The sequence below is a fragment of the Tenacibaculum aiptasiae genome, assembly GCF_008806755.1.
Taxonomy (GTDB): Bacteria; Bacteroidota; Bacteroidia; order Flavobacteriales; family Flavobacteriaceae; genus Polaribacter; species Polaribacter aiptasiae.
This window is the reverse complement of sequence record NZ_WAAU01000008.1, coordinates 99,440-122,023: the sequence shown is the minus strand read 5'-3', so window position 1 is coordinate 122,023 and position 22,584 is coordinate 99,440. Positions and strand designations below refer to the sequence as shown.

Annotated in this window: 19 protein-coding genes; 8 read left to right on the top strand and 11 right to left on the bottom strand. The window is 30.0% G+C overall.

Annotated features, from left to right (window positions below; genetic code table 11):
• Nucleotide 1 precedes the first annotated feature (1 nt).
• Together F7018_RS03350 and F7018_RS03345 are read left to right on the top strand one after the other, a co-directional pair.
• Nucleotides 2–1,324 carry a sensor histidine kinase gene (locus F7018_RS03350; protein WP_150898580.1) on the top strand — a complete coding sequence of 441 codons (1,323 nt, stop codon included), beginning with the start codon at nucleotides 2–4 and terminating at the stop codon, nucleotides 1,322–1,324.
• A 432-nt stretch (nucleotides 1,325–1,756) separates the two neighbouring features.
• Entirely contained in the window at nucleotides 1,757–2,161 is a 405-nt protein-coding gene (locus tag F7018_RS03345) for a helix-turn-helix domain-containing protein (protein WP_150898579.1), read from the top strand.
• Nucleotides 2,162–2,389: 228 nt separating this feature from the next.
• On the opposite strand, the gene fabG is transcribed toward F7018_RS03345, so the two are convergent.
• The 9 genes from fabG to F7018_RS03300 all read right to left on the bottom strand — a co-directional run bounded on the left by fabG (nucleotide 2,390) and on the right by F7018_RS03300 (nucleotide 13,339).
• Complete coding sequence (gene fabG, locus F7018_RS03340) at nucleotides 2,390–3,136, bottom strand: 3-oxoacyl-[acyl-carrier-protein] reductase (RefSeq protein WP_150898578.1); 747 nt, start codon at nucleotides 3,134–3,136, stop codon at nucleotides 2,390–2,392.
• A 92-nt stretch (nucleotides 3,137–3,228) separates the two neighbouring features.
• A complete protein-coding gene (locus F7018_RS03335; protein ID WP_150898577.1) occupies nucleotides 3,229–6,201 on the bottom strand; it encodes a M16 family metallopeptidase in 2,973 nt (990 codons plus the stop codon).
• Nucleotides 6,202–6,301: 100 nt separating this feature from the next.
• Nucleotides 6,302–7,174, bottom strand: coding sequence for a succinate--CoA ligase subunit alpha (sucD, locus tag F7018_RS03330; RefSeq protein WP_150898576.1), 873 nt, complete (start codon nucleotides 7,172–7,174; stop codon nucleotides 6,302–6,304).
• A gap of 73 nt (nucleotides 7,175–7,247) precedes the next feature.
• On the bottom strand, nucleotides 7,248–8,168 hold the full coding sequence (locus F7018_RS03325) for a UDP-3-O-(3-hydroxymyristoyl)glucosamine N-acyltransferase (RefSeq protein ID WP_150898575.1): 921 nt from the start codon (nucleotides 8,166–8,168) through the stop codon (nucleotides 7,248–7,250).
• 33 nt (nucleotides 8,169–8,201) lie between these two features.
• Nucleotides 8,202–8,768, bottom strand: coding sequence for an elongation factor P (gene efp / locus F7018_RS03320; RefSeq protein WP_150898574.1), 567 nt, complete (start codon nucleotides 8,766–8,768; stop codon nucleotides 8,202–8,204).
• A 66-nt stretch (nucleotides 8,769–8,834) separates the two neighbouring features.
• Nucleotides 8,835–9,620, bottom strand: coding sequence for an acyl-ACP--UDP-N-acetylglucosamine O-acyltransferase (lpxA, locus tag F7018_RS03315; protein WP_150898573.1), 786 nt, complete (start codon nucleotides 9,618–9,620; stop codon nucleotides 8,835–8,837).
• 1 nt (nucleotide 9,621) lies between these two features.
• Nucleotides 9,622–11,013: a bifunctional UDP-3-O-[3-hydroxymyristoyl] N-acetylglucosamine deacetylase/3-hydroxyacyl-ACP dehydratase gene (locus tag F7018_RS03310; RefSeq protein WP_150898572.1), complete on the bottom strand. Its 1,392-nt coding sequence runs from the start codon at nucleotides 11,011–11,013 to the stop codon at nucleotides 9,622–9,624.
• Nucleotides 11,006–12,046, bottom strand: a complete 1,041-nt coding sequence (gene lpxD / locus F7018_RS03305) for a UDP-3-O-(3-hydroxymyristoyl)glucosamine N-acyltransferase (RefSeq protein ID WP_150898571.1) — start codon at nucleotides 12,044–12,046, stop codon at nucleotides 11,006–11,008. Before lpxD ends, F7018_RS03310 begins: the two co-directional genes overlap by 8 nt.
• Before the next feature lie 60 nt (nucleotides 12,047–12,106).
• Nucleotides 12,107–13,339, bottom strand: coding sequence for an HD domain-containing protein (locus F7018_RS03300; protein WP_150898570.1), 1,233 nt, complete (start codon nucleotides 13,337–13,339; stop codon nucleotides 12,107–12,109).
• Between the two features lie 149 nt (nucleotides 13,340–13,488).
• Here F7018_RS03300 and porX point away from each other — a divergent pair, with 149 nt between their 5' ends.
• The 4 genes from porX to F7018_RS03280 are packed head-to-tail and all read left to right on the top strand — an operon-like array spanning nucleotide 13,489 to nucleotide 17,253.
• Complete coding sequence (porX, locus tag F7018_RS03295) at nucleotides 13,489–15,036, top strand: T9SS response regulator signal transducer PorX (RefSeq protein WP_150898569.1); 1,548 nt, start codon at nucleotides 13,489–13,491, stop codon at nucleotides 15,034–15,036.
• Nucleotides 15,036–15,599: a DUF1287 domain-containing protein gene (locus F7018_RS03290; RefSeq protein WP_150898568.1), complete on the top strand. Its 564-nt coding sequence runs from the start codon at nucleotides 15,036–15,038 to the stop codon at nucleotides 15,597–15,599. Before porX ends, F7018_RS03290 begins: the two co-directional genes overlap by 1 nt.
• A gap of 39 nt (nucleotides 15,600–15,638) precedes the next feature.
• A complete protein-coding gene (tsaE, locus tag F7018_RS03285; RefSeq protein WP_150898567.1) occupies nucleotides 15,639–16,043 on the top strand; it encodes a tRNA (adenosine(37)-N6)-threonylcarbamoyltransferase complex ATPase subunit type 1 TsaE in 405 nt (134 codons plus the stop codon).
• A 13-nt stretch (nucleotides 16,044–16,056) separates the two neighbouring features.
• Nucleotides 16,057–17,253 carry an alanine dehydrogenase gene (locus F7018_RS03280; protein WP_150898566.1) on the top strand — a complete coding sequence of 399 codons (1,197 nt, stop codon included), beginning with the start codon at nucleotides 16,057–16,059 and terminating at the stop codon, nucleotides 17,251–17,253.
• On the opposite strand, the gene F7018_RS03275 is transcribed toward F7018_RS03280, so the two are convergent.
• Nucleotides 17,248–18,753 (bottom strand): sensor histidine kinase, encoded by a 1,506-nt coding sequence (locus tag F7018_RS03275; RefSeq protein ID WP_150898565.1) that lies wholly within the window; start codon nucleotides 18,751–18,753, stop codon nucleotides 17,248–17,250. The genes F7018_RS03280 and F7018_RS03275 overlap by 6 nt on opposite strands.
• Nucleotides 18,716–19,462, bottom strand: a complete 747-nt coding sequence (locus F7018_RS03270) for a response regulator transcription factor (protein WP_150898564.1) — start codon at nucleotides 19,460–19,462, stop codon at nucleotides 18,716–18,718. Before F7018_RS03270 ends, F7018_RS03275 begins: the two co-directional genes overlap by 38 nt.
• Before the next feature lie 156 nt (nucleotides 19,463–19,618).
• Here F7018_RS03270 and F7018_RS03265 point away from each other — a divergent pair, with 156 nt between their 5' ends.
• Nucleotides 19,619–21,253, top strand: coding sequence for an AMP-binding protein (locus tag F7018_RS03265; RefSeq protein ID WP_150898563.1), 1,635 nt, complete (start codon nucleotides 19,619–19,621; stop codon nucleotides 21,251–21,253).
• 5 nt (nucleotides 21,254–21,258) lie between these two features.
• Nucleotides 21,259–22,572 carry a ferredoxin reductase domain-containing protein gene (locus F7018_RS03260; protein ID WP_150898562.1) on the top strand — a complete coding sequence of 438 codons (1,314 nt, stop codon included), beginning with the start codon at nucleotides 21,259–21,261 and terminating at the stop codon, nucleotides 22,570–22,572.
• The last annotated feature ends 12 nt before the right edge of the window (nucleotides 22,573–22,584 follow it).

Below are 22,584 nucleotides of genomic sequence, written 5' to 3'. Positions count from 1 at the left end.
TTTGGGAAAATCACAACTTACACAGATAATACTACGAATTCTATTTCTGACAATTAATGGGATCATTATTTTTTATACTTATACTAAAGGTTTAATAGCCAATAGTGTTGGTTTTTCATTAATATTTGTTTTTCAAATATTTCTGTTTATCGATTTTTTAAAAAAATTGTTTGCTGATATAGAAAAATCTATTGATTGTTTATTAAACAACGACTATTCTAATACTATTTCTAAAGAAAAAAGAGAAACCCCTTTGTTTAATAAAACAGCCCTATTACTAGAGAAACATAGGAAGCTAAGTTTACAAACAACTTCCGAAACACTAATTTTTAGTAATATAATAGAAAGCTTAACCATTGGTGTTCTTATATTAAGAAAAGATCCTGAAGATACTATTGATGTATTTCAAATAAACAAAGCCTTTATTGATTTTTTAAAAATTCCTAAGTTTTATAATTGGAATTTGTTAAAAAATAGAATTGGAAATTTGTCAGAATTTATTTCTGAATGGAAGCATTTAAAGCATACGATTTCTTTAAAAGTAAATAATAAAGAAGAAGATTTCTTTTTTAAAAGCTCAGTTACACAAACAAATGAAGATCAGTATTTAGTTATAACTCTGGAAACCATCCAACAATTAATTAATAAAAAAGAAAAAGAAGCTTGGTATAAATTAATGAATGTAATGTCTCATGAAATTATCAATACCATAACACCTATAAGTAGTTTAGCTGAAAATTTAGAAGATTTGATTCAAGATGAAGTAGATGAGGAAACATTAGAAGAATTATCAACTGGTTTAAAAATTATAAAAAAGCGTTCTAAACATTTAACTTCCTTTGTAGACACTTATAGAAAACTAGCAGAACTTCCATTACCAAATAAGCAAAAACTAAATTTAGTTTCGCTTGTGGATAATACGTTAAACTTATTTAACAAAGAATTTCAGTCGAAAAACATCAAATTAGACAAGTTTACAAATGTAAACAATGAGATTTATGCAGATAAGGAGCAAATAGAACAAGTAATTATAAACTTAATATCGAATGCGTTGCATGCTTTAGAAGGTATAGATACCCCTGTGATAACAATAGAAATAGACGTTAATAAGGCTAATAAGCCCTATTTAAGGGTTAAAGATAACGGTATAGGTATTTCAGAAGAGATTAAGGATAATATATTCGTTCCTTACTTCACTACACGAAAAGATGGCTCTGGTATTGGACTAACATTAAGTAAGAGTATAATAGAAGCTCATAATAGTATTATACAGTTTAAATCTAAGCCAGGCAACACAGTTTTTACTGTTACATTTATAAATTAACTTCTTTTTTACAATTGTAAACGGTCAATTATCACCTTTTGATTAGATCAATTACACTATTTTTATGAGTTTTTAAGTCTTTAAATAGCTTTTATACTATCATATTAGCTATTATATGTATCTCATACACTTATCTTTAATAAAATTACATATGTAAAGCTTATAAATACCTTAAATAACCGTGTTTTTAAGTATGTTACAAGTGTATACTAATATTTTATCAATTAAGAGTTAGATTTTTAGCGCTATATAACTTTTCTCTATACAAAACACATAACTTACTGTTTATTAGATAATTAAGCATCGTTAGGTAAAGTGTTTTTCAGGGTTAAAACACCCTTTCTGTAAGAAAACCTTAAATATATTTGGTTACAAAAGTAAATCTACATATATTTACAAACGTAAACAATAATTACACGTTCACAATTGTAAATGATAGAGAGATTAAAAAGCATATTAGACTATTACAATTTAACAGCTTCAAGTTTTGCTGATAGAATTGATGTACCAAGATCAAGTATTTCTCACCTGCTCTCTGGAAGAAATAAACCAAGCTTGGATTTTATTATAAAAGTTGAAAAGGCTTTTGAAGAAGTAGAATTAGATTGGTTAGTATATGGTAAAGGTAATTTTCCGAATACTATAAAAGAAAATTTTACAAATGTTGAAGAAGCTACCACTTCTCCATCATTATTTTCAAATCCCTCTCCTGACGATATTTCAAAAAAAAACGAAAATATTTCCATACAGGAGCAACAGAGAATACTAGATAAAAAAATAAAAAACATTGTTGTGCTATATGAAGATGGCACTTTTGAGGACTATAAAAAAAGATAGTGTAAAAATATTTTCCCTGCCCCTTAATTAGACAATCACCCCTCTAAGAAAAACCCCTCTTTTCTTAGACCCCTACTAAGAAAATATTTATCTTCTTGATTCCCTCAAGATACCCCTTATCATCTTGGTCCCCTCCAAGATACCCTTTAAGTTAAAAAGCCTGTATCAAAAAAATGATACAGGCTTTTTTTATTTAATTGAACCTAGCTTTTTTAAAAGCTAATATTCCTATGTTAACATTCCTCCGTCTACAGATAAAGTTTGTCCAGTTACATAAGCACTCATATCAGAAGCTAAGAATACACATGCGTTTGCAATATCTTTTGGAGTACCTCCTCTTTTTAAAGGGATTTCATTTCTCCAACCTTCTACAACTTTCTCATCTAATTTAGCTGTCATTTCTGTTTCAATAAAACCAGGAGCAACTACGTTACTTCTAATATTACGAGATCCTAATTCTAAAGCTACAGATTTTGAAAATCCTAAAATTCCTGCTTTTGAAGCAGCATAATTTGCTTGACCTGCATTTCCTTTTAACCCAACAACAGAACTCATATTAATAATAGAACCTGCTCTTTGTTTCATCATTGGACGAATAACAGCTTTGGTTAAATTGAATACAGATTTTAAATTTACTTGAATTACTTTATCAAAATCATCTTCAGAAATACGCATTAATAAATTATCTTTAGTAATACCTGCATTATTTACTAATACATCTATAGATCCGAATTCTTCTAAAACATTTTTTGCCAACTCTTGAGCTGCGTCAAATTCAGCCGCATTTGATTGATATCCTTTTGATTTTACTCCTAATTCTGCCAATTCTTTTTCTAATGCAACTGCTGCATCAACAGATGAACTATAAGTAAATGCAACATTACATCCCTGATTTGCAAACTCTAAAGCAATTCCTCTACCAATTCCTCTGGTAGCTCCTGTAATAATTGCTGTTTTATTTTCTAAAAGTCTCATTTATTAGTTGTTTTAATAGGTCAAATATAAAAATAAAATCCTGCTAAAAAATAATCTTTAGCAGGATTTTAAGTAGATAAATTTTTATTTTACTAAGACTTTATCTTTTTTTCATTTACATAATTAAATAAGTAATCAACATCTAACTCTTGAATCTTACCTAATTTTTGTAATGACTTAACATCTAAGTCTTTTTTATTTCCAATTACCATTACGTTATATGACTCTCCTTTAACGTTTTTATCGAAAAATGCTTTTAAATCTTCGATAGTCATATTCTTAATAGTATTGTACATCTCTTCTCTGTTGTCATTATCAATACCTAACTTTTTTAATCTTTCATAAGACCAGAAAATATTAGATTTTGTAATTCTTTGAGCTGCTAATTTCTTTAATGTAGCGTTTTTAGCTGCATTAAATTGCTTCTCTGCCTCAGGCATGTTATTCATTAAATCCATCATAGCATCTACTGCTTGTGATAATTTATTTGCCTGAGTACCAACATATGCCAATACATAGTTAGGATCATCTTTCTTTCTTGCATTACTATATGAAGCAAATGCAGAATAAGCTAAAGACTTACTTTCTCTAATTTCTTGAAATACAATTGATGACAATCCGCTTCCAAAATACGTGTTAAATAAAGTTGAAGCTGCTAAGTTTTCTGGCTTGAAAGGCTCTCCTTTAGCTAAGAAAATCATTTCTGTTTGAACCATATCGTAGTTTGTATAGAATACATTACCACCAGTTTTTAACTCTTCATACTTTTTAGCTTCTGGATAATCTTTTAATTCTCCATAAATTTTATGGTAATCGTTTAAAGCTGTTACAGCTGCGTCTACATCTTTACCATAGTAAAAAATACGCTGCTTGTAATTTTTCATTCCTTTAACAATGTTCACTAAATCTTCAGGATTGATAGCTTTTAACTCATCAATTTGCATAATATCTCTTAAACGAGAGTTTTCTCCATACTTACCATAACTATATAACCCGTTCCAAAGAATATTTCCTTTTTGAGTTTTACCGTCCTGACGTCCTTTATAAATTTTCTCTACATATTTAGTATAAGCATCTTGGTCAGCTTTTGCATTATCCCATAAGTGTTCTAATAATTCTAATCCTTTAGGTAAGTTTTCTTTTAATCCTCTTAAACCTACATATGTTTTATCATCTTGAGCAATTACATAATAATCTACTCCTAATTTATAAAACTCTTTTTTAATTTGTTCAGCAGAATATTTGTCTGTTCCAAGGTATTCAAGGTATCCAGCAGCAAGGCTTAACTTTTTATCATTGTCTTTACCCATATCAAAAATGATATTTAAGTCAAATAAATCATTGTTTTCATTTAAAACATATGATACTTTAATATCATTAGCCATTTTTGTTTCCTTAATAGCTGTTTTATAATCAACAAACTTTGGCTGTAATGGTGCAGATTTTTTCTTGTTAAACTCTTTTAAGAATTCAGAACTCTTATCTCTGTTTAATTTAACTGGAGTAATTCCTGGATTTTCAACTTTTACAATGTTTTTATCTTCTCCTTTACGCTTGTAAGTTACAACGTAATTGTTTTGGTAAAATTTATTAGCAAAGTCTACTAATTCTTTTTTAGTAATTTTCTTTAAATCTTCTAAGAATTTTACTTTGTCTGCCCAGTTTTCATGGTGGATAAACGCATTAAAATATGCACTAGCTAACGCTGTATTATTCTCATATTGACGAGTTTGACTTAATTTTAAGTCGTTAACTACAGCTTCAATCATCCATTCTTCAAACTCACCTTTCTTTAATTTTTCGATTTGTTCTAATAATAAATCTTTTACTTCATCTAAAGATTGTCCTGATTTAGGATTTCCTGAGAAAGAATGGTATCCATAATCATTCAAGAATGTAGGTGAACAGCTTGCTCTTTGTACAGCTTGCTTTTGGTTTAAGTTTAAATCGATTAAACCTGCATTACCATTTGCCATAATCATATCACAAAGAGTAACAAATTTTTCCTCTTCAGTATTAACTCCTCCTGATCTATATGCAATAGATACTGATTCTGAAGTTGGTCCAAATACTTCTTTAATAATAGGTTGAGTAATTGGATCTTCTTTAGGTAAAACTGGGTGTTTTAATTCTTTTTTCTCAAACTTTCCAAAAGTTTCGTTTACTTTCTTAATTGTAGCATCAAAATCTAAATCTCCAACTAAAACTACTGCCATGTTATTTGGTACATAGTACTTGTCAAAATAGTTATGAATATCTACCATTGAAGGATTCTTTAAGTGCTCCCCTGTACCAATAGTAGTTTGTTGTCCGTAAGGGTGCTTTGGAAATAACCCGTCTAACATAGCTGCATAACGCTTTCTAAAATCGTTATCTTGTCCTCTATTAAACTCCTCAAATACAGCTTCTAATTCTGTATGGAATAAACGTAATACTAACGTACTAAAACGCTCAGCTTCTAAATCTAACCACTTGTCTAATTCGTTAGCTGGTATTTTGTTCTTATAAACTGTTTCCTCAAACCAAGTATGAGCATTTGTACCAGTTGCTCCTAAAGAAGCAGTCATTTTATCATACTCATTTGCTACTGAATAATTAGAAGCTTCTAAAGATACTTTATCTATTTCTTTATAAATAGCTAACTTCTTTTCTGGGTCCTCTTCTGCTCTATGCTTTTCGTATAAATCTGAAATTTGTTTCAAATACTCTTTTTCTTTTTCCCAATCAGCAGTACCAATTTTGTGAGTTCCTTTAAAAACCATGTGCTCTAAATAGTGAGCTAAACCTGTTGAGTTTTTTGGATCATAGTTTGAACCTGCTCTTACTGCTATGTAAGTTTGGATTTTTGGTTCATCAGTATTTTTACTTAAATATACTTTTAAACCATTGTCTAAAGTGTATAATCGTAATCCCGTTGGATCATTAGTTACGGTTTCATATTTAAAACCGTCTTGACTTGTGTGTTGTTCAGTTATTACTTCATTTGCTGTGGAGGTTGTTGTTTGTTTACAACTCACTACAGAAACAAGTAACATGCTAAATAATAGCAATTTAAATGTTTTCATTTGTATTTGTGTTTGATTAAATTAAAAAATCCGTTGAATTTACAAATTCAACGGATTTTAAAGAAATATATTTTAGCTTTTTAACAGTTTTTATAAAAAACTATGCCAATGCTTTTGCTACCATTTCACCAATTTTAGCAGGAGATTCTACTACATGTACTCCATTTTCTGCTAAAATTTTCATCTTTGCTTGTGCAGTATCATCAGCTCCACCTACAATTGCTCCAGCGTGTCCCATAGTTCTTCCTGCTGGTGCAGTTTGACCTGCGATAAAACCAATAACTGGCTTACGGTTACCATCAGCTTTAATCCAACGAGCAGCTTCTGCTTCTAGGTTCCCTCCAATTTCACCAATCATTACGATTGCTTCAGTTTCATCGTCATTCATTAACAACTCAACAGCTTCTTTTGTAGTTGTTCCAATTATTGGATCTCCACCAATACCAATTGCTGTAGTAATTCCAAATCCTTGTTTTACAACTTGATCTGCAGCTTCATATGTTAATGTACCTGATTTGGAAACAATTCCTACTTTTCCTTTTTTAAAGATAAATCCTGGCATAATACCAACTTTAGCTTCATCTGGTGTAATTACACCTGGACAGTTAGGTCCTACTAAAGTACAATCTAAGTTATCAATATAAGCTTTTACCTTAACCATATCAGCTGTAGGAATTCCTTCAGTAATACAAATGATTACTTTGATTCCTGCTTCAGCAGATTCCATAATTGCATCAGCAGCAAATGCTGGTGGTACAAAAATAATAGAAGTATCAGCTCCTGCTTTTTCAACAGCTTCTGCAACTGTGTTAAAAACTGGCTTACCTAAATGTTCTTGACCTCCTTTACCTGGTGTAACACCTCCTACGATGTTAGTTCCATAGTCAATCATTTGACCTGCGTGAAAAGTTCCTTCACTACCAGTAAATCCTTGTACAATAATTTTCGAATCTTTATTTACTAAAACACTCATTGGTTTGTTTTTTATTTATTTTTAAGTCAGACAAAAATAGCTTTTTAATTGTTTTTTCACAATTAAATTTACGTTACTTTTTATTTGGTTTTGTTGCGTTTTTTAAATAGATAACTTCACGCATAGTTTGACGGTATTCTCTTTGTGGTGTTCCATAATAAGTTCCTTTCTTTAAAGACTTTGAAACTCCTGTTTGCGCCATTAATACTGTTCCTTTTTCTATAGTTAAACCACTAATTATTCCTACTTGTCCCCAGATAGTTACTTCATCTTCTATTACTGTACAACCTGCAATACCTGTCTGAGCAGCGATTAAACATTTTTCACCTATAACTGTGTCATGTCCAACATGTACTTGATTATCAATCTTAGTTCCTTTACCTATAGTTGTATCTCCAGTTACTCCTCTATCTATTGTACAGGAAGCTCCTAAATCTACATTATCTTTTATTACAACTCTACCTCCAGAAATTAATTTATCAAATCCTTCTGGTCTATTTTTATAATAAAAAGCATCTCCTCCTAATACTGTATTGGCATGAATTGTTACATTATCTCCAATTACACAATCATTGTTAATTACTACATTGGCATGAATTAAACAATTTTTACCAATAGTAACATTCTCTCCTACAAATACATTAGGTTGAATTATTGTTTCTGCACCTATTATAGCTGAATCTGCAATACTTTTATGAGAAGCAATAAATGGATTATAATGTTTTGTAATTTTATTAAAATCTCGAAATGGATCGTCTGAAATTAATAATGATTTACCCTCTGGACAATCTACTTTCTTATTAATTAAAATAGTAGTAGCAGCAGAATTTAATGCTTTGTTGTAGTATTTAGGATGATCTACAAAAACTATGTCTCCTTTTTCAACTACATGAATTTCATTTATTCCTTTTACAGGAAAATCTTTATCACCAACAAATTCTACATTTAATAATGTAGCTATTTGTTCTAAAGTTTGTGTTTGCTTAAATTTCATAGAAAAGAAATTCCCGCAGATGCGGGAATTGTTTTATTCTTTGATACGCTCTTGATACGTACCTTTTGTTGTTTCTATTTTAATTTTATCTCCTTCATTAATAAATAAAGGTACATTTACTCGTGCTCCAGTTTCAACAGTTGCTGGCTTTGTAGCGTTTGTTGCTGTATTACCTTTAACTCCTGGTTCAGTATGAGTAACCTCTAATATTACACTTGCTGGCATTTCAACAGCTAAAGGCATTTCATCTTCTGAATTGATAATAATAGTTACAATTTCTCCTTCTTTCATTAATTCTGGCGCATCTAAAGCACTTTTTTCTAATGAAATTTGAGAATAATCAACTTGATTCATGAAGTGAAATGTTTCTCCTTCATTGTATAAATATTGAAACTTATGTGTTTCAACTCTAACAGCATCTATCTTTCTTCCTGAAGGAAATGTATTTTCAATTACTTTTCCGTTAGTTACACTTTTTAACTTAGTTCTTACAAACGCTGGGCCTTTCCCTGGTTTTACATGTAAAAATTCAACAACTTTATATATATCGCTGTTGTATCTCATACATAGTCCGTTTTTAATATCTGATGTTGTAGCCATTCTATTTATGCTTATTTTATAATTCGTTCTAAAGACATAGTAAGTCTTAAAACAATTTTATTTTTTCTAACTTGTTTTAAAATATCCTTTCATAATTCCTCTATGAGAATCTTTTATGAATTGAACTATTTCATCTCTTTCAGATGTAGCTTCCATTTCTGCCTCAATAATAGCTATTGCTTGAGTGTTATTGAAATTTTTCTGGAACAATATTCTGAATATATCTTGAATTTCTCTAATTTTTTCAGTCGTAAATCCTCTCCTTCTTAATCCTACTGAATTAATTCCTACATATGATAAAGGCTCTCTTGCTGCTTTTACATATGGAGGTACATCTTTACGTACTAATGACCCTCCTGTTACAAAAGCATGATTTCCAACCGATGCAAACTGATGTACCGCTACCATACCTGCCAAAACAACATTATCTCCGATATTTACGTGACCTGCTAAAGTAGTATTGTTAGAAAAAATACAATTATTTCCTACGAAACAATCATGTGCAATATGGCAATAAGCCATAATTAAACAATTATCTCCTACTACTGTTTTCATTCTATCTGTAGTACCTCTATTTATTGTAACACATTCACGAATAGTTACGTTATCACCTATTTCTACTGTAGTTTCCTCATCGTTATACTTTAAGTCTTGAGGTATAGCTGATATAACTGCTCCAGGAAAAATTCTACAATTTTTCCCTATACGAGCTCCTTCCATAATTGTTACATTGGAACCAATCCATGTTCCTGAGCCAATTTCTACATTAGCATGAATTGTTGTAAAAGGTTCTATAACTACATTTCTAGCAATTTTTGCTTGGGGATGTACGTATGCTAGTGGTTGATTCATACTATTTTACTTTTGATATTTGCGCCATTAATTCAGCTTCTGCTACTATCTTTCCATTCGCATATGTATATGCTTGCATATGACAAATACCTCTTCTTATTGGAGTAATTAATTCTGCTTTAAAAATTAAGGTATCTCCTGGTAATACTTTTTGTTTGAATTTAACATTATCCATTTTCATGAAATAAGTTAAATAGTTTTCTGGATCTGGTACAGTATTTAATACTAATACTCCTCCACATTGAGCCATTGCTTCTACTTGTAAAACCCCTGGCATTACTGGTGCTCCTGGAAAATGTCCAACAAAGAAATCTTCATTCATTGTTACATTTTTCATTCCAACAACATGCCTATCTGATAACTCTAAAATTCTATCAATTAATAAGAATGGTGGACGATGTGGTAAAATATCCATAATTTTATGGATATCCATTAATGGTTCTTCATTTAAATTAAATGTTGGCACATTATTACGTTTCTCCTTCTTAATAATTTTCGCTAATTTCTTAGCAAATAAGGTGTTTACTAAATGTCCTGGTTTATTTGCTATTACTTTACCTCTAATACGAGTACCTACTAAAGCTAAATCACCAATTACATCTAATAATTTATGACGAGCAGCTTCATTAGCCCAATGCAATTCTAAATTATCTAGAATCCCATTTGATTTTATTTTTATATCGTCCTTTTTAAAAGCCTTTTTTAATTTTTCCGTTGTACTCTCTGATAATTCTTTATCAACATATACAATAGCATTATTTAAATCTCCACCTTTAATCAGATCATTTTCTAACAACATTTCAATTTCATGTAAGAAACTAAAAGTTCTTGCTGCTGAAATATTTTCTTTGAAATCAGAAATTCTATCTAAAGTAGCATTTTGAGTTCCTAAAATCTTAGTTCCAAAATCTACCATAGTAGTTACTTGATACTCATCTGAAGGCATTAAAATAATTTCGCTTCCAGTAGATTCATCTTTATATGATATAATTTCTTTTACAACATATTCTTCAATTTCAGCATCTTGTTCTACAATACCAGCTTCTTCTAAAGCTTTAACAAAAAACTTAGAAGAACCATCCATAATTGGTGGCTCTGACGCATTGATTTCGATAATTAAATTATCAATATCTAAACCTACTGCTGCCGCTAAAACATGTTCAGATGTTTGAATCTGTACTCCATTTTTCTCAAGGTTTGTACCTCTCTGAGTATTTGTTACATAATCAGCTTTTGCTTCTATGATTGGTTGTCCTTCTAAATCAACACGCTTAAAAGCAAATCCATTATTTACTGGTGCTGGTTTAAATACCATTGTAACTTCATTACCTGTATGTAGTCCTACACCAGATAATGTAACTTCATTCTGTATTGTTTTTTGTTGTTTACTCATTTTTTATTTTTTGAGCATTGAACTCTTTTTCAATTTTATCTATTGTCGATGCTAGTTTTGGTAACTTTTTAAAATACACATAGGATTTGTTATAATCTGAATATCCAAAGGCTGGTGTACCTTGCACTACATCTCCATCCTTTAAGTTCCTACCTATTCCTGACTGTGCTTGAATTTTCACATTATTACCTATAGAAATATGACCTACAATACCTACTTGTCCACCAATCATACAGTTCTCTCCTATTTTAGTTGATCCTGCAATACCTGATTGAGATGCTATTACCGTATTTTTCCCTATTTCTACATTATGAGCTACTTGTATTTGGTTATCAAGTTTTACTCCTTTTCTTATTACTGTTGATCCTAATGTAGCTCTATCTATTGTAGAGTTTGATCCTATATCTACATTATCTTCAATAATAACATTTCCTATTTGAGGAATCGCTTTATATTCTCCATTCTCATCTGGAGCAAAACCAAATCCATCAGCTCCAATAACACTGCCTGAATGTATTTTACAATTCTTTCCTATTTGTGTTTCAGAGTAAATCTTAACTCCTGCAAAAATAACAGTGTTATCTCCTATTGTAGAGTTATCACCTATATATGAGTTTGGAAAAATCTTTACATTTTCTCCTAATACTACATTATTCCCTATGTAAGAATAAGCTCCTATATATTCATTCTCCCCTATTTTTGCTGAATCAGCTATAAAATGAGGATTTTCTCTTCCTTGTTTATTATTTTTTGCCTCGTTATAAAATTCTAATAACTTCGAAAAAGACTGATATGCATCATCAACTTTAATTAATGTTGTCTCAATCTCTTTTTCTGGTTCAAAACTCTTATTAACTATTGCTACAGAAGCATTAGTTGTATATATATATGAATTATACTTAGGGTTTGACAAAAAAGTTAAAGACCCCTCTGAGCCCTCTTCTATTTTAGAAAGTTTATCTACTTCTATATTAGGATCCCCTACAATCTCACCTTCTAATATATCAGCTATTTGTTTTGCTTTAAATTTCATTATCTGCAAAAGTAATTATTTTTGTTCAAATACATATCCTTTGTCCTTTTATGATTTTTTTTAAATCATTTTTTTAGGATAACACAAGTAATGTTTTATTACTGGTTTTGTTAATGCTTTCAAGTTCAATTGATCTGATGCCTTAGCTATATCTATTAACTCACCTGTTTTTGCATAAATTTTAATAGGCTTATCAGTATTATATGCTTGATGCTTAACTTTACTAGAAATTACAAAATAGTTTATATTTTCTTTATTCACATGATCATTTTTCAAAACCTTGTTAAAAATTTCCTTTTCATATTCTTCTTTAAAAGGTTTTCCTTGAATTTCAATTTTTAAAAGATTTCGATGAATAATCATTTTTGCTAAAAAAGATAATACGTAATCTTCATGGTTCACCCATTCTTTAATAGCTGCCATTACATCATAATCATCTAATTCTGAAAATATATTCAATGTATCGTTTGTAAAATTCTCTTCTGTTATTTTTGTATATAGAAAATATTTAAAAGCTTTGCTAGCTGGTAATTCAACACCTTTCATTGCTAATTCTTTAGCTCTTTTTAAAACATTTACCAACGTATTTTCTGCAACCAAACCTGTTTTATGCAAATAAACTTGCCAGTACATTAAACGTCTAGCTATGATAAATTTTTCTACAGAATATATTCCTTTTTGCTCTATCACCAATTCATCATTCACAACGTTCATCATTGTTATCAAACGATCTGATGAAATATTCCCTTCAGCTACTCCTGTATAAAAACTATCTCTTTTTAAATAATCTAAACGGTCTATATCTAATTGACTCGATATTAATTGATATAAAAACTCCCGATCATATTTTCCTTCAAAAATTTGAATTGCTAAACTTAATTGTCCATCAAACTCTTTATTTAACGCTTTCATAAATTTTAAAGAAATTTCTTCATGCGTTATTCCATTAACAATACTATGCTCTAAAGCGTGAGAAAAAGCTCCATGTCCTATATCGTGTAGTAAAATAGCTATGTACAATGCATTTGCTTCTTCATCAGATATTTTTACTCCTTTTGTCCTAAGAATACGTACAGCTTTTTGCATTAAATGCATACAACCAATAGCATGATGAAAACGAGTGTGATTTGCTCCAGGATACACTAAATTAGATAATCCCATTTGGGTAACTCTTCTTAAACGCTGGAAATACGGATGTTCTATAATGTCAAAGATTAATGAATTGGGTATGGATATAAATCCATAAATCGGGTCATTTATAATCTTTAACTTGTTCGTTTTTTGGTTATTCAAAATATGTAAATACTTCTATTTAAAACAAAAGAATCATAATTTATTAACAAAAGCAAATTAACAAAAGCTTTATTAACGTATTTTTAGCTTTTTGAAATACAACAAAAGATCATTTAAACGTTATTTTTAGTGTAACACACAAAAAATTTATGAGAAACATAGACATACTTTGGGTTGATGATGAAATCGATTTATTAAAACCACATATATTATTTTTAGAAAAGAAGAATTACTCTGTTACTACATCTACCAATGGTGCTGATGCTATAGATTTAGTTGATGAGCAGAATTTTGATATTGTTTTTTTAGACGAAAACATGCCTGGTATTACCGGACTTGAAACTTTATCGGCTATCAAGCAAAAAAATGCTAATCTTCCAGTGGTTATGATTACAAAGAGTGAGGAAGAATACATTATGGAAGAAGCTATTGGTTCTAAAATTGCTGATTATTTGATTAAACCAGTTAATCCAAATCAAATACTATTAAGTTTAAAGAAAAATCTAGATCATTCGCGTTTAGTTTCTGAAAAAACAACTTCTAATTACCAGCAAGAGTTTAGAAAAATCTCTATGGATTTAGCTATGGTAAATTCTTATGAAGAATGGAGTGAATTATATAAAAAACTTGTTCATTGGGAGCTAGAACTAGAAAATATTAATGATACTGGAATGTTGGAGATTTTAGAATCCCAAAAATCTGAAGCGAATTCACAATTTTTTAAATTCATTAAGAAAAATTATCAAAGTTGGTTAACCAGTGATGATAAACCTACTTTTTCTCATACTTTATTTAAAGATTATATAGTCCCTAACCTATCAAAAGATCAAGGTGTTTTGTTAGTTGTAATTGATAATTTACGTTACGATCAATACAGAGTTCTTGAGCCTTTCATTAATAATTATTTTAAGAAAGAAGAAGAACATTCTTATTATAGTATTTTACCTACTGCTACTCAATATGCTCGTAATGCTATATTTTCTGGACTGATGCCTTCTGAAATGGAAAAAAGGCATCCTGAATATTGGAAAAACGATACAGACGAAGGTGGTAAAAACCTATTTGAAGCTAATTTTTTAGATGCTCAAATAAAACGTCTAAGTTTAAATATTAAGCATGAATATTATAAAATTGTTTCCTTAAAAAGTGGTAAAGATTTAGCAGATAATTACAATAGTACCAAACAAAATGATTTAACTGTAGTTGTATATAACTTTGTTGACATGCTTTCACATGCTAAAACTGAAATGGAGGTTATTAAAGAGTTAGCTGGCGACGATAAAGCTTATAGATCTTTAACGGTTAGTTGGTTTAAAAACTCACCACTATATGACATTATTCAAAAAGCTCAAAAGCTTGGTCAAAAGCTTATTATTACTACTGATCACGGTACAATTAACTCTAAAAATCCATCGAAGGTAATTGGTGATAAAAATATCAGCTCTAACCTACGTTATAAAACTGGTAAGAGTTTGAGTTATGAAGATAAAGATGTGTTTGCAATTAAAAATCCAAAAGATATTTTTCTACCAAGTGTAGCTATAAATAGTCCTTTTATTTTTGCTAAAGAAGATTTGTTTTTTGCTTATCCTAACAATTACAATCACTTTGTTAAATATTACAAGAACACATACCAACACGGAGGAATTTCTTTAGAGGAAGTAATCATACCTTGTTCAATTTATAATCCGAAATAATGAGGTTATTATTCCTTTTTGTTCTTTTCTCTCAGATTATATTCGCTCAAGAAGATAAATTAAGCTCTGCTGGTTTAGAATTAACAAAACAAAAGGTTGTTTATGACCCTAGCTATTTTTCAATAAAGTATCCTAATGGAGATGTACCTACAGATAAAGGTGTTTGCACTGATGTTGTGATTAGAGCATATAGAAAACTAGGAATAGACTTACAAAAAGAAGTACATAATGATATGAAAAGTAACTTTTCTTTGTATCCTAAAATTTGGGGTTTAAAATCTACCGATAAGAATATAGACCACAGAAGAGTTCCAAACTTGATGACTTTTTTTAAAAGAAAAGGAACTGTAAAAGCTATATCAAAAAAAGCTGAGGATTATGTCCCTGGTGATATAGTTTGCTGGAATCTTCACGGTGGAATTACACACATAGGAATTGTTGTTGATAAAAAATCAAAAGATAAAAAACGATATATGATTGTTCATAATATAGGTAATGGTCAAGTACTTGAAGATTGTCTTTTTGATTTTAAAATCATTGGACACTACAGATATAAAAACTAAATTTTCTTAACATTTTTTAGTTCTTTATTTTTGCGCATTATGAATAAAAACTATTCTTTAGACGAATTAACTAAAATAGCCGAAGAAGTTGTACAAAACACTAAAAACAAAGTGCTTTTATTTTACGGCGATATGGGAGTTGGTAAAACAACTTTAATTAAAGAAATATGTAAAGTTTTAGGTGTTGACGATATAGCCCACTCACCTACTTTTTCTCTTGTTAATGAATACCAAACTGAAAACAGCGACATTGTTTATCATTTTGATTTCTATCGTATAGAAGACGAAGAAGAAGCTTATGATATGGGAATTGAAGACTATTTATATAGTAATAACTGGTGTTTAATCGAATGGCCAGAAAACGTTAAAAATTTATTACCTTTAGATGCCGTTGCCATAAAAATTACACTTTTAGAAAACGGTCAACGTAATATTCAACTATAAACCAACTAATTCAATGGGGTACATCTCACCTTTTACAAAAGAACAATTAATGCCACAACCTGAAATGCTTGAAATTAAAAAGCAGAAGGGTGAATTATTCATAGGGCTACCTAAAGAAACACATTTTGAAGAAAAACGTATTAGTTTAACTCCCGATGCTGTATCTGCTTTGGTTGCTCATGGCCATAGAATTGTTGTTGAAACTGGTGCTGGTGAAGGAGCTAATTATAGCGATAAAGAATATTCTGATGCAGGAGCTAAAATATCATACGATATTAAAGAAGTTTTTGGTTGCAATATTGTTCTAAAGGTTGAACCACCATCTTTAGATGAAATAAAAATGTTAAACCCTCAAGCTGTTTTAATTTCAGCATTACAGCTTAAAACTCAAAATAAAAAGTATTTTCAAGCTTTAGCAAAAAAGCGTATTACAGCTATTGCTTTTGATTATATAAAAGATGAACATGGGGTTTACCCTATTGTAAAATCGTTAAGTGAAATAGCAGGTATTGCCTCAATGCATATTGCAGCAGAATTGATGACTACTTCAAACGGTGGTAATGGTTTATTATTAGGAAATATTGGTGGAGTTCCTCCTAGTGAAGTCGTTATATTAGGGGCTGGAACTGTAGGTGAATTTGCCGCACGTTCTGCTATTGGATTAGGTGCACGAGTAAAGGTTTTTGACAATTCAATAACCAAACTCCGCAAGTTACAACACTGCATACAATCACCTATTTATACGTCTACTGTACAACCAAAAACATTAGCTAAGGCTTTAATGCGTTGCGATGTTGCTATTGGAGCCATTAGAGGGAAAGATAGATCTCCTGTGATAGTTACTGAAGGAATGATTGAACAAATGAAAGAAGGAGCTGTTATTGTTGACGTAAGTATCGATCGCGGTGGATGTTTTGAAACATCAAAAGTTACTACACATAGTAAACCTGCTTTTACACAACACGGTGTTATTCATTATTGTGTTCCCAACATTCCATCAAGATATGCCAGAACTGCTTCTGTTTCTATTAGTAATATCTTTACTCCTTACCTATTAGATATTGCGGAAGAAGGTGGTTTTGAAAATGCTGCTCGTTTTGATAATAGTTTAAGAAACGGCATGTATTTCTATCACGGAATTTTAACCAATAAAACAGTAGCTGATTGGTTTGATTTACCTTTTAGCGATATTAATCTATTAATTCTATAATAGTTTATTATTTGTGCATTTATAGGGTAATGTAAATTCAAAACAAGTACCTTTATCCTTATTATTAGTAATTCTCAGCTCTGTTTGATGCAATTCTAGTATCTTTTTTACAATTGATAAGCCTAAACCTATTCCTTTATTTTTATCAGTAGTATTAAGCTGCGTATAACTTTTCAATATATATTCTTGTTCAATTTTACATATTCCTTCGCCTGTATCTATAATTTTTAACACTACATATTCTTCATTTTTACCTAAAAGTTCTATGCTAATTTCTCCATGATTAGGTGTAAACTTAATCGCATTTTCAATAATATTTTGAATAGCTCTTTCTATTAATAATTTATCTGCGTATACATCTACTATATTATTTTTTATAACTACTGAAAGTGTTATTTTTTTAGTAGTTGAAATAAGCTCGTATCTTTTCTGCAACTCAAAAACCAAATCTGTAATACTAAAAAAGCTTTTTTTAACCGTTACCTTTTTTGCTTCAAATTTAGTATACTCAAAAAGTTCATTTATCATATTTCCTAAATGACTAGCACTATTCTCTATAATAGACATAAAAAGAAATCGATCTTTTATAGTTATATTCTCTTTTATTTTCAAAGTTTCTATATAACCTTTTATAGCGGTTAAAGGGGTTCGTAAATCATGAGCTACATCTGCTATAAACTCTTTTCTAAATTGATTTACTTCTGTTATATGCTGAATATTGTTTGCTATTGTCTCGGCCATACTATTATAAGTTAAAGCTAGCGTAGATAAATCAGAACTTGCTGCATTTGGAATTCTACTAGACAAATCTCCTTCTTTAAACTTATTTACATAATATATAATTGTACGTAAATTCCCTGTTAAAAACCAAATACTTATCCACCCTACTACTATAGCAAACAACATAGTTATTAAAGTAGATCCTATACTTAAATCAAAAAAAAACTTAGTAAGTAGTTGCTCACAAATTTGTTGATACTTTTGACTTGCTAATATTATGTAGATATAACCAGCTTGACCATCTTTTTCAAAATAAGCCGCTGAAAAAATCTTTTTATTTGTTTCATCTCTCGGGTCATCCCCTAAAACATAGGATTGATTATTCTTAATAAACTCCTTAATAGGTTTTAAATCTACAGATTTAATATTCTTATCATTCTCATTATGCTCTAAAACAACAGAATAAACTATTCCTCCCTCTTCATTTAATAAATACACTTCAATAGCTCTATTCACTGCCATCATATCGTGCATCAAATCGTTAAATAGACTTTTATTTATTGCTCCATTTTCTAAAAATGGAGAATCATTTTTAAATTTTTCTTCAACTAAATGAGTAGCTACATTAGCATTTAACTGTTGAGTTGTTTGACTATAAAATTGTTTTAAAAGAAAAAAAGTAGTGTAAATGTAAACTCCTCCAATAATTAATATAATTACAAAAAAAGCACACTTAATTTTCTTAATTAACTTGTTTGAAACTGTTCTGTATAAATTCACCTTCCAAAGATTTTAGTTCTTCATTAAACTTATAACCAACTCCCCAAGAAGTTAGTATAAATTTAGGTGCCTCAGTATTTGTTTCAATTTTACTTCTTAATCTATTTATATGTGAATTTACAGTATGTCTATAACCATCAAAATCATAGCCCCATATTAAATCTAATAAAGTATCTCTACTAAAAACTTTACCTGGTGTAGAAGCCATTAAAACTAACAATTCAAACTCTTTAGGTGAAAGATTAACTTGTTCAGAGTTAATTATTACTTTCCGTTTTTCAATGTCTATATACAACTCTTCAAATTGTAATTTATCATGAATATCATGTTTTGTAGAATTTAAAACTGTTGTATTTCTTCTAATAACAGCTGCTACTCTAGCAAGCAATTCTCTAACACTAAAAGGTTTTGTTATATAATCGTCAGCACCAAGTTCAAGTCCTAAAACTTTATCTATTTCATTACTCCTAGCCGTTAACATAATTATAGGTGTTTGCTTGTTTTTTCGAATAACTTTACAAATTTCTATACCATTTAGATTAGGAAGTGTTAAGTCTAAAATAATTAAGGAAAAATCTTCTTCTAACGCCTTATTTAGACCTTCTATACCATCTAAACAAGTAGTTACATTATAATGACTATCTAGTAAATTATACTCTATCAATTTGGCTATAGCAACATCATCTTCAATAATAAGTATTTTTTTCATCTTACAGAATTTCGGGGGTTCGTTAGCTAACATAAAGAAATATACTGTGATTTAAAAATGATTTTTACGTGATACTTCTGTGATAACATTCAAAGTTATTTACATCATTAAAACAAAGCTGCAGCGTAAAATCAATATTAATTTAATTAAATCACCATGAAAAAAACAGCCTCAAATGATGATATTCTATACGAAAGAAAGATAGAAATTGGTAAAAAGAAAATACATTACCTAAAACCATCAATACAAAAAAGTACAATTGGTAATTTATCTCTTAAAGATCAAGAAAAGTTTATTGAATACGGTATTGCACCATTAGTTCCTCCGAAACATAAAAACATTTTAGAAGCCTTTGAATACTGGGTTTCAAAAACACCAAAAGCTAATGCCGCAATTCATTTAAACAAAGTAATTACTTACAAAGAGTTAGATAATCAGGCTACTATTTTAGCTCTTTTATTAAAACAAAAAGGAATTTCTTCTGGAGACAGCATTGGCTTGTACATGCATCGTTCTTTAGACATGCTAATAGGTATTATTGCTTGCTTAAAATTAGGAGCAATCTATGTTCCGCAAGACCCTAGAATAGTTCCTAAAAACATGCTTAATTCTATTTACAAATTAAGTAATGCTTCAATAATAGTTTCGCATTCAAATTATCAAAATCAAGATTTATTTGAAAATGATAACAAAGTTGTGTTCATAGATAATGAATTATCTAAAGACATATACAAACACTTATATGGAAATGTAAAACTGATTAATCAAAAAGGAAACACACCTAATTCCACATGCTTTATTTTATTCACTTCTGGAACAACAGGTGTACCAAACGGTGTTCAAGTTACTCATAAAAACTTGTGTAACATTTTATATACTTCACCAGGGAATCTCAATATAAAATCAGGAACTAAAGTAGCTCAAATACTCAATATTTCTTTTGATATGGCCGCTTGGGAAATTCTTGGTTGTTTAGGAAATGGAGGAACCTTATTGATTAGAGACAAAAGCATACAAGAAACTGCCGAAAAAGCTAATGTAATTATTGCTACACCAACCATACTTACTACTATAGATGTAAATAAATGTAAGTTGGTAGAAACTGTTGCTGTAGCAGGAGAACCTTGTCCTGAGATTCTAGCCAATAAGTGGGCCAAAGTTTGTGATTTTTACAATTCATGTGGCCCTACTGAAACCACTATTGTAAACACCATGAAAAGATGTGATCTAAAAAATAAAGAGCTATCCATTGGTAAACCTACCCCAAACAACACTGTATATGTTTTAAACGAAAAGAAAGAACCATGTAAAATTGGTGAAGTAGGAATTATGTGGGCTGGTGGCAATTGCGTTACCAAAGGCTATATAAACAATGACGAGTTAAACAAGAAACGCTATGCCTATGATCCTTTTTTAAACAACGGAGATCAAATGTTTAATACTGGTGATCTTGGTAAATGGAATTCAGAAGGAGAACTTATCCATTATGGAAGAGTTGATGATCAAGTAAAAATCAAGGGATTTAGGGTTGAGCTAGATGCTATTTCAAAAATAATTGAACGAAATCCAAATGTAAAAAGAGCTGTAACTCTAAAGCATCAAAACTTTCTTGTTTCTTTTATTAGTGGATCTTTTAAAAATAGAACAGAAGTTTTAGAATTATTGAAAGAGAATATTTCTAAAGAACTCCCCTATTATTATTTACCTAGTGAATTCATTTTTATGGAAGAACTTCCAAAAACATCCCGAGGTAAAATAAATAAGGCTGAATTAAAAGATTTTTTAAACTAATTAAGATGGAAACAATAGTATTACCTCCTAAAAAAGGATTTTTATATCGTTTAGGAAAACATCCATGGCTCATACCTTATCATAGGCTATTTATCTTAATTACTTTGATAAACGCTTTTGTAATGATAAAAGCATTTACAACATGGGATTGGTTTTCTTTAAACAACATTCAACTTGATAAAATAGCTGAAGTGATTTTATATAATTTTTCTCTAGCTATATTAATAAGGCAACAATATATTATTAATATACTCTTTAAAATAGCTACAGGTGTACCTAAAAGCTGGCCTTTGTTTATTAGAAGAGTATGTGCTAAAGTTTATCATTTTGGTGGATTACATAGCTCTAGTGCCACTATGGGAACCTTATGGTATGTTATTTTTGTTATTAGTTTATACTATAATTTCATACATAAATTTCATAACGTTAGTCTTCCTATTATTTTAGTTACTTCATTAATATTGATATTGTTAATCGTTATTGTAATAACTGCTTTACCTAAAATGAGAGCTAAATATCATAATCAATTTGAAATAGCGCATAGATTAGGTGGTTGGACAGTTTTATTTCTTTTCTGGGTTCAAATGATTTTGTTTTTAAACATGCAACATTCATTAGAAACTATTGCACAAAGCTCAAACTTTTGGATACTAGTAACACTAACAATAAGTGTTATACTTCCATGGTTGCGTTTGAAAAAAGTAGAGATTGACATTGTAAAACCATCAAATCATGTTGCTCTAGCTTCTTTTAATTATGGTGTAACCCCATTTGCTGGATCATCTACCGCTTTAAGTAGAAACCCTTTATTAGAATGGCATTCTTTTGCTAATGTTCCTTCGCCACAAAAAGAAGGTTTTCGTTTAACAATTTCAAGAGCTGGAGATTGGACAGGTAATTTTATTAATGATAAACCTGAAAAAATATGGGTAAAAGGTATACCAACTGCTGGCGTAGGAAATGTTGACAAGATATTTAATAAAGTTATTTGGGTTGCTACTGGTAGTGGAATTGGCCCATGCATTCCTCATCTTCTATTAAACGAAACTCCATCTTTGTTAATATGGGCTACTAGAAATCCTGAGAAAACATATGGTGAAGAACTTGTAAATGAAATTAAAGCGGTTCAACCAAATGCTATTATCTGGGATACTGATGCCAATGGCAAACCCGATTTAGTTAAACTAGCCTACAAAGCTTACAAAAGTTTTAAAGCAGAAGCAGTAATCTGCATATCTAATCAAAAGTTAACTCAAAAAGTGGTGCACAATATGGAATATTTAGGAATTCCAGCATATGGCGCTATTTGGGATTCTTAAACAATTAATCTA